Source organism: Acinetobacter gerneri DSM 14967 = CIP 107464 = MTCC 9824 (assembly GCF_000368565.1).
GTDB classification, from domain to species: domain Bacteria; phylum Pseudomonadota; class Gammaproteobacteria; order Pseudomonadales; family Moraxellaceae; genus Acinetobacter; species Acinetobacter gerneri.
The window spans coordinates 391729-405691 of sequence record NZ_KB849544.1 but is presented as its reverse complement, the minus strand read 5'-3'; the positions used below and the strand labels follow the sequence as shown (position 1 = coordinate 405691).

The 13963-nt window shown below is 36.0% G+C and carries 12 protein-coding genes; 7 read left to right on the top strand and 5 right to left on the bottom strand.

What is annotated here, in order from left to right:
* Positions 1 to 4: 4 nt before the first annotated feature.
* Positions 5 to 1090 (top strand): YheT family hydrolase, encoded by a 1086-nt coding sequence (locus F960_RS13175; RefSeq protein WP_004865941.1) that lies wholly within the window; start codon positions 5 to 7, stop codon positions 1088 to 1090.
* A gap of 79 nt (positions 1091 to 1169) precedes the next feature.
* On the opposite strand, the gene F960_RS13170 is transcribed toward F960_RS13175, so the two are convergent.
* Positions 1170 to 1661 carry an internalin gene (locus tag F960_RS13170; protein WP_154650763.1) on the bottom strand — a complete coding sequence of 164 codons (492 nt, stop codon included), beginning with the start codon at positions 1659 to 1661 and terminating at the stop codon, positions 1170 to 1172.
* A 224-nt stretch (positions 1662 to 1885) separates the two neighbouring features.
* Between F960_RS13170 and pyrG the strand changes: the two genes are divergently transcribed.
* The 4 genes from pyrG to F960_RS13150 all read left to right on the top strand — a co-directional run bounded on the left by pyrG (position 1886) and on the right by F960_RS13150 (position 6656).
* Positions 1886 to 3526, top strand: a complete 1641-nt coding sequence (pyrG, locus tag F960_RS13165) for a CTP synthase (protein ID WP_004865937.1) — start codon at positions 1886 to 1888, stop codon at positions 3524 to 3526.
* Between the two features lie 28 nt (positions 3527 to 3554).
* Positions 3555 to 4412 (top strand): 3-deoxy-8-phosphooctulonate synthase, encoded by an 858-nt coding sequence (gene kdsA, locus F960_RS13160; RefSeq protein ID WP_004865935.1) that lies wholly within the window; start codon positions 3555 to 3557, stop codon positions 4410 to 4412.
* Positions 4413 to 4457: 45 nt separating this feature from the next.
* Positions 4458 to 5747: a phosphopyruvate hydratase gene (eno, locus tag F960_RS13155; RefSeq protein ID WP_004865933.1), complete on the top strand. Its 1290-nt coding sequence runs from the start codon at positions 4458 to 4460 to the stop codon at positions 5745 to 5747.
* A 240-nt stretch (positions 5748 to 5987) separates the two neighbouring features.
* Entirely contained in the window at positions 5988 to 6656 is a 669-nt protein-coding gene (locus F960_RS13150; protein WP_004865931.1) for an SOS response-associated peptidase, read from the top strand.
* On the opposite strand, the gene F960_RS13145 is transcribed toward F960_RS13150, so the two are convergent.
* Positions 6648 to 7112 carry a MarR family winged helix-turn-helix transcriptional regulator gene (locus F960_RS13145; RefSeq protein ID WP_004865929.1) on the bottom strand — a complete coding sequence of 155 codons (465 nt, stop codon included), beginning with the start codon at positions 7110 to 7112 and terminating at the stop codon, positions 6648 to 6650. The two genes, F960_RS13150 and F960_RS13145, sit on opposite strands and share 9 nt — an antisense overlap.
* Positions 7113 to 8265: 1153 nt before the next feature.
* Between F960_RS13145 and F960_RS13140 the strand changes: the two genes are divergently transcribed.
* Positions 8266 to 9807 carry a TerC family protein gene (locus F960_RS13140; protein ID WP_004865927.1) on the top strand — a complete coding sequence of 514 codons (1542 nt, stop codon included), beginning with the start codon at positions 8266 to 8268 and terminating at the stop codon, positions 9805 to 9807.
* A gap of 188 nt (positions 9808 to 9995) precedes the next feature.
* Here the strand turns inward: F960_RS13140 and F960_RS13135 are convergent, their stop codons facing one another.
* Positions 9996 to 10853, bottom strand: coding sequence for an alpha/beta hydrolase family protein (locus F960_RS13135; protein WP_004865925.1), 858 nt, complete (start codon positions 10851 to 10853; stop codon positions 9996 to 9998).
* Positions 10854 to 11024: 171 nt separating this feature from the next.
* Between F960_RS13135 and F960_RS13130 the strand changes: the two genes are divergently transcribed.
* The gene (locus tag F960_RS13130) at positions 11025 to 11486 is read left to right on the top strand and encodes a hypothetical protein (RefSeq protein WP_004865923.1); all 462 of its coding nucleotides are present in this window, start codon (positions 11025 to 11027) and stop codon (positions 11484 to 11486) included.
* Between the two features lie 330 nt (positions 11487 to 11816).
* On the opposite strand, the gene F960_RS23005 is transcribed toward F960_RS13130, so the two are convergent.
* Positions 11817 to 12062 carry a hypothetical protein gene (locus F960_RS23005; protein ID WP_004865921.1) on the bottom strand — a complete coding sequence of 82 codons (246 nt, stop codon included), beginning with the start codon at positions 12060 to 12062 and terminating at the stop codon, positions 11817 to 11819.
* A gap of 570 nt (positions 12063 to 12632) precedes the next feature.
* A complete protein-coding gene (gene brnQ / locus F960_RS13120) occupies positions 12633 to 13925 on the bottom strand; it encodes a branched-chain amino acid transport system II carrier protein (protein WP_004865919.1) in 1293 nt (430 codons plus the stop codon).
* Positions 13926 to 13963: the final 38 nt, after the last annotated feature.

The window sequence follows — 13963 nt, the reverse complement described above, 5'->3', positions numbered from 1 at the left end:
GTTAATGAATATGAAAGCCTTAAATAAAATTAAAGCATTAAGTTCACAAGTATTTGATTCGGTTATTGGTGCTGAAAAGCCAAAGCTATATTTTAATCGTTCTGGCACATTTGCGGATATTCAAAATCAATTGTTGCTCTTACAAGATAAATATCGCCCTACGCCTTATCTCAGCAATACCCATGCACATTTATTGTATTTTGATTTGATTAAAAAACGCAGTGTAAAACTGCAATATGATCATGTTGATCAAATCACAATGCAAGATGGCGGTATTACAGCGATTAGTTGGTATGGTTATGATCTTCCAGAAGATACCCCGACCATTGTTGTTATGCATACGATTAAAGGCACACCACAAAGTATGCGTGAAATCGTACGAGATTTGCATGCATATACGGGCTGGCGCATTGCATTATGTGTAAGACGTGGGCATGCAGGACTGCCAATGCCAGTACCCCAAATGTCAATTTTTGGTTCAGTCGCTGACTTACGTGAACAAATCAATTTTATTCAAACTCAATTTCCTTTATCGAGTTTATACGCGGTAGGCAGTTCGGCGGGTACGGGTTTGTTGGTCAGATATTTGGGCGAGCAAGGTGAAAATACCCCATTTAAAGCAGCTTTTGCACTTTGTCCGGGCTATGACACAGAGTTGGGTTTTAAAAATGTGCACCCTTTTTATAGCAAAGTCATGACCAAGCAACTCTTTAAAGCCTTTGTCTATCCGTATCAAGAAACATGGAAATCTGTGGATTCAGTGCAAGCGGTATTATCCAGTAAAACTTTGACTGAGTTTCAAGAGCGTTATTATGAAATGGCGGGCTTTCAAGATTATCAGTCTTATACTGAAGCAACCAATCCAGTTTATGTGTTTGAAAATATTAAAATTCCACTCATGATTTTAAATGCTGAGGATGATCCAGTTTGTCATATCCGCAATTTTGAACCTTTTAAAGAGAGCATTGAGCAGATGCAAAATGTCATTGTGGTCACGACCAAAAAAGGCAGTCATTGTGGTTTTTATGAGGGATGGAAAACTGAATCGTGGTCTGCAAAATTAATATCTGACTTTCTAAAACTTTATTAGATGCTTGGAAATATTTTACATTAAATAAAAAAATGCCAGTCTAAAACTGGCATTTTTTTATTTGGATGAAAGCATAGGCTTAGTTTTTAAGTGCAGGGGTTGCAGCAGCAATCGCAGCAGCGACAGCATCATCTTCTGACTGAGCAGATTTAGGCTTTGCTGGTCTAGACTGTGCGCTATCACCATTATTTTGCAATGTAGACTCAGCTTTTGGTTTTACAGATTCAGCTTTAGGCTTCACGTCTTCACGCGCAGAAACTTGCTCTGCACGTGGTTTAGCATCGTCATGTTGCTCAGACGCTGAATCATGGTATTCACGGCGAATGGTTGTCGTCGTGTTATTGGTTTCTTCATGATCCACTTCAACACGTGTAGGGATAGAATTATCTACAGGTTGTTGAGGGTGTTGTTCGACTTCTTGCAGATTTTCAAATTTAGCAGGCTGCTCAGTTTGTTGCTGAGTTTCTACTTTTTCTTGTTCATCTTCTTTCGGGGTTTCTTTTTTGACACACGCAGTTAAAAGCAAACCGCTAGCAATGAGGCCACAAAGTAAAAGTTTTTTATTCATAATTTACACAAATTACAGATTAATCGGAGTCAAACTATTATAACAACAATTTTACAGATAAAAATCATCTCAAAAAGAGTTAATTTTTTATTGGAAATGCTGATAAAATAGTCAATTGTTTATTGTTCTATGAATTGATGTCGATTGACTTTGCTTTCTGGGTGCAGAGTAAAGTAAAATCGCACAACATTGTAGGCCAATTTAGGCTCCATTGTACGAGAAACTTAATGACCCATTTTATTTTCGTTACTGGTGGTGTAGTTTCATCACTAGGTAAAGGTATTTCAGCTGCTTCAGTTGCTGCACTTTTAGAAGCCCGTGGTTTAAAAGTAACCATGGTCAAAATGGATCCATATATCAATGTCGATCCAGGGACTATGAGCCCATTCCAACATGGTGAAGTTTTTGTCACAGAGGATGGTGCTGAGACTGACTTAGACTTGGGTTATTACGAACGTTTCTTACGTCGTGCCAAAATGACCAAACTCAATAACTTTACTTCTGGCCGTGTATACCAAGATGTTCTAAACAAAGAACGTCGTGGTGACTACTTAGGCGGTACAGTTCAAGTTATTCCTCATATTACGGATAATATTAAAGAACGTGTACTTCGCGCTGGCGAAGGTTATGACGTTGCTATTGTAGAAATCGGCGGAACAGTAGGTGATATCGAATCACTTCCATTTATGGAATCTGTACGTCAGTTGATGGTAGAACTCGGTCATAAGCGTACTATGCTTATGCATTTGACTTTGTTGCCATATATCAATTCTGCAAAAGAGTTAAAAACCAAGCCTACTCAGCATTCTGTAAAAGAATTACTTTCTATTGGTATCCAACCAGACATTTTGATCTGTCGTACAGAGCATGATGTGGATTCTGACACTACACGTAAAATTGCGTTATTTACTAACGTAGAAGCGCGTGCAGTTGTAATTTGTAAAGATGCTAAATCAATTTATCAAATTCCTCGTACATTCTACGAGCAAGATGTCGATGATTTGATTTGTGAGCGTTTCGGTTATAACAACTTACCAGAAGCTGATCTCGGTGATTGGGATCACGTGGTTGAAGCGTTATTAAATCCTGAATACACTGTTCGTGTTGCAATGGTCGGTAAATATGTTGAACTTCCAGATGCTTATAAATCTGTAAATGAAGCACTTTTACATGCAGGTATTCAAAATCGCGTAAAAGTTCAAATTGACTATGTCAATGCAGAAGAACTTGAAAGCCAAAATGTGGCAGAAGTATTGAAAGATGCTGATGCAATCTTGGTTCCAGGTGGTTTTGGTGAACGTGGTACTGAAGGCAAAATGAAAGCAATCCAATTTGCTCGTGAAAACAAAGTTCCATTCTTGGGTATTTGTTTGGGTATGCAATTGGCTGTAATCGAATTTGCACGTCATGTTGCTGCTATGCCAGAAGCGACTTCTACAGAATTTAACCGTTCAACTAAATTCCCATTGATTGGTCTGATCACTGAATGGTTAGATGAGCGCGGTGAAATTCAGCATCGTAGCGTCAATTCAAATCTTGGCGGAACGATGCGTCTAGGTGCTCAAAAATCAGAATTGGTTGAAGGTACGAAGACTCGTGAAGTTTATGGTAAAGCTGAGATTACAGAACGTCATCGTCATCGCTATGAAATGAATGATCGTTTTATTCCTGTGATCGAAGAAGCTGGTATGAAAATTTCAGGTTATTCAGCTGATCAACATTTAGTTGAAACTGTAGAAATTCCTGAACATCCTTGGTTTATTGCTGTACAATTCCACCCAGAATTTACCAGCTCGCCACGTGATGGACATCCATTATTTGCTGGCTTTATTGATGCTGCAAAAAAGCAATACCAAAAAACCAAATAAGTTTAGTGAAATAAACTAGGAAGTTTAAATGTCACAATTAAAACCACAAGAAATTGTACGTTTAGGCGATATACAAATGGCAAATCATTTGCCATTTGTATTATTCGGCGGAATGAACGTACTTGAGTCTAAAGACTTAGCTTTTGAGATTGCAGAAACTTATGTTGATATCTGTACCCGTTTAAATATTCCTTATGTATTTAAAGCCAGTTTCGACAAAGCCAATCGTTCAAGCTTGCATTCATTTCGTGGTCCAGGTCTTGAAAAGGGCGTCGAGTGGTTAGCGGACATTAAAAAACATTTCAATGTGCCAATTATCACCGATGTGCATGAACCTTATCAAGCCGCGCCTGTAGCAGAAGTCGCTGATATTATTCAGTTACCTGCTTTTTTAAGCCGTCAAACTGATTTGGTTGAAGCAATGGCAAAAACTGATGCCATTATTAACATCAAAAAAGCACAATTCTTAGCGCCACATGAAATGCGTCATATTTTGCATAAATGTTTGGAAGCTGGAAATGACAAATTGATTCTTTGTGAGCGTGGCTCAGCCTTTGGTTATAACAACTTAGTCGTTGATATGCTTGGCTTTGACATCATGAAAGAAATGAATGTGCCTGTGTTCTTTGATGTGACTCATGCTTTACAAACACCGGGTGGTCGTGCTGATTCAGCAGGCGGTCGCCGTGCTCAAATTACCACACTTGCTCGTGCGGGTATGGCGACTGGTTTGGCAGGTTTATTCCTAGAAGCTCATCCTGATCCTGAACATGCTAAATGTGATGGACCTTGTGCGCTTCGTTTGTCACAGCTTGAGCCGTTTTTGGCACAAATTAAAGAATTGGATACTTTAGTTAAAGGATTCAAAAAGTTAGATACTCATTGATGCAATTAAAAGCATCTTGTTATTCATTCAACTGAGGAATTATTCATGAGCCAAATCGTTGACATTCGTGCACGTGAAATTTTGGACTCTCGTGGTAACCCAACCATCGAAGCAGACGTAATCTTAGATTCTGGCGTAGTTGGCCGTGCATGTGCACCATCTGGTGCTTCAACTGGTTCTCGTGAAGCTTTAGAACTTCGTGACGGTGACAAATCACGTTACTTAGGTAAAGGTGTTCGCACTGCAGTACAAAATGTAAATGGTTCAATCAAAGATTTATTGGTTGGTCAAAACGTTTTTGAACAAAAAGCGATTGATGACAAAATGATCGCGCTTGACGGTACTGAAAACAAAGAAAAATTAGGTGCTAACGCAACTTTGGCTGTATCGCTGGCTGCTGCTCGCGCTGCAACTGCTGAAAAGAAAACTGAACTATTCCAATATATCGCTGATTTACGTGGTCAAACAACTTTGACTATGCCTGTACCAATGATGAACATCATCAATGGTGGTTCGCATGCAGATAACACTGTAGATATTCAGGAATTTATGATTGAGCCTGTAGGTTTCACATCTTTTGCTGAAGCTTTACGTGCAGGTGCTGAAATTTTCCATTCACTAAAATCTGTACTTAAAAAACAAGGTTTAAATACAGCAGTTGGTGATGAAGGTGGTTTTGCACCTAACCTTCGTACAAACGAAGAAGCGATTACGGCTATTCTTGAAGCGATTGGACAAACTGGCTATAAAGCCGGTTCTGACATCATGCTTGCTCTTGACTGTGCATCTTCAGAATTTTACAAAAATGGTCAATACATCTTGGCAGGTGAAGGTAATAAATCTTTCACTAGCAACCAATTTGCTGACTATCTTGCTGGTCTTGTAAATCAATATCCAATTATCTCTATCGAAGATGGTTTGGATGAATCTGACTGGGAAGGCTGGGCTTACTTGACTTCTATCCTAGGCGATAAAATTCAGTTGGTTGGTGATGACTTGTTCGTTACAAATCCGAAGATTTTACAACGTGGTATTGATGAGAAAATCGGTAACTCGATTTTAATCAAATATAACCAAATTGGTACATTGTCAGAAACTTTAGATGCAATCTACCTTGCTAAAGCAAATGGTTACACTACTGTTATCTCTCATCGTTCAGGTGAAACAGAAGATTCTACAATTGCAGATCTTGCTGTTGGTACTGCTGCGGGTCAAATCAAAACTGGTTCACTTTCACGTTCTGACCGTATTGCTAAATATAACCAATTGCTTCGTATTGAAGAGTTGACTAAAGCTGCTTATCGCGGTAAAGCTGAATTTAAAGGTTTAAACTAAGTTCTTAGACATGGATTTCATGTCAAAACTTAATTTTAAATAGTGAAACTTTATGTAGCAAAACGATCCCTCTAAATAGAGGGATTGTTTTTTTAGCCTTATTTAATTAGGCTTTGTTTGATTGATATATAGGTCGTAATTTATGTTATTTCTAATGTGAATGAGTCGTTCATTTAACTTGAATATTTCAAAGAAATTATGGCATAAGATCTTATCAAGATTTATTTTACAAAGAATGTGATGTGTGCAGTATTTGAAAGTATAAGACCAGAGCAGATCGAGGCTCTAAATTTACCTGTCTTTAATCTTGAATATGAGCAAGAAATTTATCCAAATTACCAGACACCTTTACTATTTAAGTCAGAACAAGGACTAGAATGGCGAATGGTCAATTTCGGTATGGTGCCAAAATGGGCTGAAGATAAGGAAATCGCAACGAAAACTTATAATGCACGTAATGAAACTTTACATGAAAAGCCTAGTTTTAGAGATGCATTTTTGAAATGTAAATTTGCAGTCATTCCAGTTTCAAAGTTTTATGAAATGAAATATATCAATGGTAAAGCACAGAGGTGGGGAGTGCAGCGTAAAGATGGTCGGGCATTTTATGTTGCGGCTTTATACGAGATTACCAAACAGCAAGATCAAATTATACGTTCAGCGACCATGATTAGCTTAGATGCCAATGAGCATGAGATGATGAAAGAGTTTCATGAACCGAGAACAGATAAGCGCTGCGTAATGATTATTCCACACGAGCGTTTAGATGAGTGGTTATCGCTACAACAAGCGGATATATCGACATTTGTAAAAGGATTTCCTGTTGAGGAATTTGAATGTTTTTATGCTCCAAAGAGTAAAAAAGATTCAAATCGCCTGCAACTGGATATATTTGAGTCATTAATGTGAAAGATTTCTAAAAATATGTTTTAGACTTTCCATTAATTTTTCAATTTGAAGCGGTGTTAAACCCTCAAATGATTGTTCAAGTACAACCCCCATGAGATCATTGATTTTACTCGTCATTTGACGACCAGCCTCAGTGAGTTTGACGCGTGTAATACGCGCGTCATTAGGGCATGAGTAAGTTTCTACATATCCTTCATCTTTCAAACGATAAACAATCTTCGTTGTCGTTGACATCTTAGATACGATCATTTCAGATAGCTCAGAAACACTTGCATCAGGCTTGGTTTCAAGTGCCACCAACAATCGTCTTCTTGAGTTATCAACACCGAATTTTTTCAAAACATGATCCACATTCAATACGTATTGTGCATGCACTTGCGTAATCCAGTAGAATGGAAAATCATCTAAATTAAAATCTTCGGAAGATGGAAGAAATTTGGCATATTTTTTGGTCATAAACATAGTCCCAATATTTTTTTAATTATTGCAAAGCAAAAAAAGGTAAAACAAATAAATGAATCAATATGTGATCATTATAATAACAGAATAGCAATAATAACAAGATTTAAAAATAGGCTAAAAATAAAATTCTGAGTTTTTATACGAAGTTGGTAGTGACTTTATTTGTCAAAGGTCAAAATAGCCAACGTTTATGCAGTTGGAAACTGAATGAAAATAATCGACTTTATTACTGCAATATTCCAGTATTTGTTAAGATGATTTTTTTCCATACTATAGTAAAACTAAAGTATTCCAAAAAATATTTTTATGAGTGTTATACAAATTGTATATCGCTGCTATAGGCTTGATCGTGATTTTCTTATGAACTTTAAGCGAATCATCGAGTTAGTTTGTATTGAAGTAGGATGCATTACAAATGATTTCCCACTTGGATGGATGTAGTAAAAAATAATTTTTAACAAACAGTAAAAAAAGAGTAATGATTTTTTTCATGTTAAGCATAGTTGTATCATTCTACTAGAAATAGAAGAAGGCTTTTGAAAAAGATGTAAATGCAAATTATTTACAAATATAGTTAATATAAAACAAGTAATAAGACCTAAAAAAAATCGAAAATTTAGTTGATTTTGTAAAATTTATATATATATAAATTAAATATTAATTAAAATTAAAATTAGAGCAGTTTCATGTAACATTATTTTAAAGAGAAATTGTGATAAAAATAACATGATTTAAAAGTGTAACAGTTGATATTCATTATCATTTTACTCAATTTTTATCGTAAAAATTATCGTTAAAATAAGATGAAAATATTTTACATAGGATGTTTATTTGTCTATTTTTTGAACTGTGTTTCTTGTTTTTTGAGTCTGCTTTTACGGTTTTACCGCTTGGAAGCCTTTATATATCATTAAATTAAATAATCTACTTTTACATTAATTAGTTATGTTGATAGTAAGAGGGTGAAATTGGAACAAAATAATTTTATTGTAAAATTTAGACGAAAATTCATTACAAATCTGTGTTTTTGTGCATAATCAATGAGTCTATATTGAAAAGGTAATTCTTAAATGGATCCATCGCCGTGTTGGATTAGTACTTGTATTTCTTCTATAAATTTACCGTATACGTGTAAAGGAGGCTAATAATGGAATTTTTATTAGATCCGAGTATATGGATAGGACTACTTACATTAATCGTATTAGAAATTGTCCTAGGTATTGATAACCTTGTTTTTATTGCAATTCTTGCAGATAAACTTCCTCCTGAACAGCGTGATAATGCTCGACGTATAGGTTTGATATTAGCCTTATTGATGCGTCTTGGCTTGTTGTCTGTCATTTCTTGGTTGGTTACTTTGACCAAACCGCTTGTTGAAATCTTGAACTGGACATTCTCTGGGCGAGATTTAATCATGTTATTTGGTGGACTATTTTTACTCTATAAAGCAGTAACCGAATTACATGAAAAAATGGAAGGGAAACCTGAGATAAAAAGCACTTCCTCAGTTGCCTTTGCTAGTTTTTGGGCTGTAGTCGCACAAATTATCGTCCTTGATGCGGTGTTCTCTTTGGACTCTGTGATTACTGCTGTGGGTATGGTTGATAATATGTATGTGATGATGGCTGCTGTCACTATCGCAGTTTTGGTGATGTTAATTGCATCAAAACCATTAACCAATTTTGTCAATCGTCATCCGACTGTAGTGATTCTGTGTTTGAGTTTCTTGATGCTGATAGGTGTCAGTTTGATCGCAGAAGGTTTTGGTTTCCATATTCCTAAAGGTTATATTTATTCGGGTATTGGCGTCGCGATTTTGATCGAGGCATTTAACCAATATACCAATCGTAATGTTGAAAAACATCAAGCTAAGATTCCACTTCGTCACCGTACAGCAGATTCGATTTTGAAGTTGATGGGGAGCCGTCTTGAGACGAGTATTTCTCCAACTGCACAAGAGTTGGAAGCAAATCGTGAGTTTGGTGATGAAGAACGCTATATGGTTGGTGGTGTTTTAACGCTTGCTGAGCGACCAGTTGCTTCGATTATGACACCACGAACACAGATTTCATGGGTCAATATTGAAGATGATTTGGAAAGTATTCGTAGCCAAGTTCTGTCTGTACCGCATAGTTTATTTCCAGTTTGTCGTGGTCAGCTCGATAAAGTGATTACGATCGTGCGTGCGAAAGAATTGATTGATGCTTTGGATCATCCTGAACAATTTGAATCTTTACTTAAACGTCAGCGTCCAATTATTATTTTTGAAAAAATGAAAGTCATTGACGCTATTCCAACATTGCGTGCATCAAAAGGTTCGTTGGTTTTGGTCAGTAATGAGTTTGGTAGTATCCAAGGTTTGATTTCACCCCTTGACGTATTTGAAGCTATTGCAGGTGAATTCCCAGATGCGGATGAACACTTAGAAGTTGAACGTTTAGATGAAAATACTTGGAAAGCTTCAGGTATGTTTGATCTATATCAGCTAGAACTTGAACTTGGAATGCTGGATTTAGTCGAAGAGGATGCCAATTACTTTAGTGTCGGCGGGTTGATTTTGGACAAAACACAAGGACATGTCCAAGTCGGTACAGAGATTAATTTCAAAGAAATTAGTTTTGAAGTTTTGGAAATGGAAGACAATCGAATCAAATCGGTGAAAATTGTACGTCCACAATATTTATCATAATTTTTTCTTAAATATTTCAGTTTTAAAAATGGAAAATGCCTCATCCCAATGGGGCATTTTTTTGTAAAAATTTTGCTTGTTTTTGTTACTTTGAATATTTGTGGGGCTATAAAAAAAGGCATCTAAACAGGATTACGTATTTAGATGCCCAAAACAGCAAATTGAAAATTACAAACAGATCCTATTCATTATGCAGCGATATGTTGTTCTAAAAGTGGCCAAATATCTTGATGAGATTTTCTAAACATCAACATATGACCAATGGCTTTATGACCAAGTTTTTCGGGATTTAGCTCAAACATTGAGGTTGTCGCATTTGGATATAGGCGAAGTAAATCTTTCACATTCACTTCAGTTGCAATTTCATCATCACTAGACCAAATGGCTGTGATCGGGCAGTGGATATCTTGATGAAAATCTTCAAAAACGGTTTTACCAATAGCATTGGCAATATAACCAGGTTTATTACAAAACTCTGCCCATTGTTTAGCAACGTCTTTCGGCAGATTTTCACCCATACCAACAGCTTTAGTTGGACCATAACCTTTGATGACACGTGCAATCGGGAAAATGACTTTAAACATTACAGGTGCGAGGATCTTTGTACGACCTTTTAAACCTTTTTTATGACCTGAAGAGCCTGAAACGGCAAGTACTTTTGCAACTTTTTGATAATTTGGAACGATTCCCAAGAGCTGGCCACCTGCGCTATGTCCCACTAATATTACTTGATCTTTTTGAGTTAAAGTGAGCAACATATCAATGGCGGCAGGTATATCAAGTTGTCCCCAATCTTGGATACTCGCAGTAGAGTCTTTCAGTTTTCCGTGTAGAGATTGTCCGATTCCACGAAAATCAAAACACAGTACATCATAGCCTTGCTTGCACAACCACAGTGCAAAAGACTGATAAAACTCTTTGATAATCCCTGTTGCAGGGCACAAAAGTACAGGTAATTTATCTGTTTCAATCTCAGCTTTATAAAAATTAGCAGCTAGGCTGTAGCCATCCTGACAAATAATCGTCTTATTTTCGATGTTGCTCATGAAAGATTTCTATTTCTGAAACGATAAATCCACTTTACATTAGTTCCAAAAAGAAACTAATTAAATAAATGACTGCGCAGATCACATTTTCAAACTGTTATTGTATAGACTGCAAGTCAAGGATTTTGACTGCTCAGTGAATAGCATACAAAGAAGAAGGAAATCAATAAAATGGATCATTTGGTTTTAAGCGCTTCAGTTCAACTGGCTATAGTATTTAGTGGTATCTATTTATGGGTTGGGATGCTGACTGGAGTTTGGAAATATTATCAAATTAGCCGATCTACTCAAGCGCGTGCACATTATTATGTTGATATCGCTCATCGTAGTAGTTTGCTCTATGCGCCAGCGACTTTGATTTTGGCAGTGCTTGCATATTTTTCAGTTTGGAGCGAAAGCCTTAACTATATTTTTGTTTCGATTAATTTGATTTTCTTCAGTTTTTCGATATTAAGTTATATCTTACATGGCTTTTTGAAAGATACGACCAATCAATTTAAACAACCACACCAATTGGGACGGTTTCATTTACCCAAAATACTCATGCGACTGGCGATGCTACTTTTGGTTCTTGCGGAAGTACTTGGAACTGGTGCATTGTTGCTGGGGGTGATTTTAAGATTTTATGCTTGATTTATAAAGAATTCTATTTCCTTTAAATAGGGTAAGGATCATTTGATAAATGAATATGATACAAAACCTGATGTATAGATAAGTTTAGTTCACAATATTATTTACATGAGTTAGGTTTGTTGAATGCTTGGATTTTAAGATAAATCTAATGCTCAAAATTTAATGGATATATTTTAATTCAGTGTGAATCTATTATTATATAGGTGAGGAAATTGATAGTGTGATATATATTTGAAATAAAAGAAAATTTTAATATATAAATTTAGCTATAGTATTTAATTTTTTATTATGTTCTACATTTTACAGATGGATGACTGAGTCATCCATCTGCTATTCTTGTTCGAAGTGAGACTTTTCTATGGGACGGAATTTGTGATCAACAATAGCCCAGACCCAAAAGGCTAGAGATACGATAACGGCGTATAAAAAGAATTCGCCTTTAAGGTTACCTTGTATAGAACATTGTAAAAGCAACGTCAGCATCAAAGCGACAGTGGTACTAAAATAAGTTAAAAAATTTGTATTTGCCTTCAGAGCGTTAATGAAGACTTGCTTGTTGAAATGTATTGATAACATCTCCATCACTCCCATATGGTGACTTAAACTGTATTGTTTTAGTCAGGTTAGATAGTCAGTTTTACCACAATTTTTGTATATTTCAAGAGCGAATAGCACTATTTTATGAAATTATTATGACAAAACAGCAAAAAATATGAAATATTTGCATTTTTGTATAAAAAATTACAAAAAATGTGATGCTAGCATCAAAATTAATGGTAATTCGAGATTTATACAGCATAAAAAATCAGTGAAAATGATGCGATAAATCTTGTTATGTTAAATGCAATTATTGTTCCATATTTATAAAATAAGCTTAGAACAAATTAAATTGTATAGATATTCAACAAAAGTTGAATTTAGACGGAAGTATTATATTTTTTTTGAGAATTGAGAATTGAGAATTGAGAATTGAGAATTGAGAATTGAGAATTGAGAATTGAGAATTGAGAATTGAGAATTGATTGACGCCATGCCAGCATGTTGAAAGTCGCAAACAATAAAAGTCATTGGGTAAATGGACGATTATTGATTACATAAAATTAAATCTGGGTAAAATTTAATTTTATCGACTTTATTCAACAAAGCTTATTTTTTGGCTTTATCAATGATCATCGCAACGATGAGTACGAGCACGGATGGGATAAGCCATGCAAGGTTTTGTTCATTTAAAGGTAAATTTTGGATCACAGCAGGCAAGCTGTCTTTAAAGCTGGTTACTTTGATTCCTTCGATAATACCGAAGATAAATGAAACAGCAGTTACAGGTGCGATCACAAGCGCAGGATTATTAAAGCGTTTCCAGAAGAAACTTAAAATAATAACCACGATAGCAGGTGGATAAATTGCACTTAAAACGGGGACAGAGAATGCAATCAGTTTAGTCAAACCTAGATTTGAAATCACCAAAGAGAATAAAACTAAAATAATCACTAAAATTTTATAAGGAATTTTTGTGAGTTGAGAGAAATATTCTGCGCAGGCACAAGTCAAGCCAATTGCAGTTACCATACATGCAAGTGAAATCAATACTGTAAGGAATAATGATCCAAGATTGCCGAATGCATGTTGCACATAAGCATGCAAGATCACAGCACCATTTGCTGCATTTGGAGCAACGTCATGGCTGCCTAAACCAAGTTTAAATAAGCTGAGGTAGACAAGGGTTAAGCCTACACCTGCGATTAAACTCGCAATAATGGCATATTTTGTGACCAATTTAGAATCATATACGCCACGTGAATGGATCGCATGAATAATCACGATACCAAAAACCAAAGCGCCAAGTGTGTCCATGGTCAAATAACCACTAACAAAACCTTCAGAAACTGGGCTTGTGACATAATTGTTGATTGCAGGAGAAATTGAACCTGTTGGAATTAAAAATGCTGCAATACCTAAAATCGCGAGTGCAATGATTTTTAATGGTGCGAGGACATGTCCAACGGTATCGAGTAATTTATTTGGATAAAGTGAAACTAAAGTCACAAATGCAAAATAAACCACGCTATAGATAAATAGACTGCTACCACCATTACCGAAGTAAGATGAGAAACCGATTTCATAAGAAACAGTTGCAGTACGAGGGGTTGCAAACAGAGGACCGACTGATAAATAACAAACAACAGTTAAAATCAAACTTGCAACTTTACCTAAGGGTGAGCTTAAAATTGCAATCGAACCTTCTGTTTTAGAAAGTGCCATAATGGTGAGTACAGGTAAACCCACAGCAGTAACCAAGAAACCTATTGCTGCAAGCCAAACGTGTTCACCAGCTTGTTGAGCCACAATGGGTGGAAAGATAATGTTGCCGGCACCAATAAAGAGTGCAAAGGTCATAAAACCTAAGGCAATAATATCTCTGATACGAAGACTAGTCATATTAAAAAAAGGGAGAACCGAAATTCAAAGTAGCTGAT

Coding starts and splice junctions, on each gene's coding strand:
- F960_RS13175 (WP_004865941.1), top strand. CDS start 5: ATGAATATGAAAGCCTTAAATAAAATTAAAGCATTAAGTTCACAAGTA.
- pyrG (WP_004865937.1), top strand. CDS start 1,886: ATGACCCATTTTATTTTCGTTACTGGTGGTGTAGTTTCATCACTAGGT.
- kdsA (WP_004865935.1), top strand. CDS start 3,555: ATGTCACAATTAAAACCACAAGAAATTGTACGTTTAGGCGATATACAA.
- eno (WP_004865933.1), top strand. CDS start 4,458: ATGAGCCAAATCGTTGACATTCGTGCACGTGAAATTTTGGACTCTCGT.
- F960_RS13150 (WP_004865931.1), top strand. CDS start 5,988: ATGTGTGCAGTATTTGAAAGTATAAGACCAGAGCAGATCGAGGCTCTA.
- F960_RS13145 (WP_004865929.1), bottom strand. CDS start 7,112: ATGACCAAAAAATATGCCAAATTTCTTCCATCTTCCGAAGATTTTAAT.
- F960_RS13140 (WP_004865927.1), top strand. CDS start 8,266: ATGGAATTTTTATTAGATCCGAGTATATGGATAGGACTACTTACATTA.
- F960_RS13135 (WP_004865925.1), bottom strand. CDS start 10,853: ATGAGCAACATCGAAAATAAGACGATTATTTGTCAGGATGGCTACAGC.
- F960_RS13130 (WP_004865923.1), top strand. CDS start 11,025: ATGGATCATTTGGTTTTAAGCGCTTCAGTTCAACTGGCTATAGTATTT.
- F960_RS23005 (WP_004865921.1), bottom strand. CDS start 12,062: ATGTTATCAATACATTTCAACAAGCAAGTCTTCATTAACGCTCTGAAG.
- brnQ (WP_004865919.1), bottom strand. CDS start 13,925: ATGACTAGTCTTCGTATCAGAGATATTATTGCCTTAGGTTTTATGACC.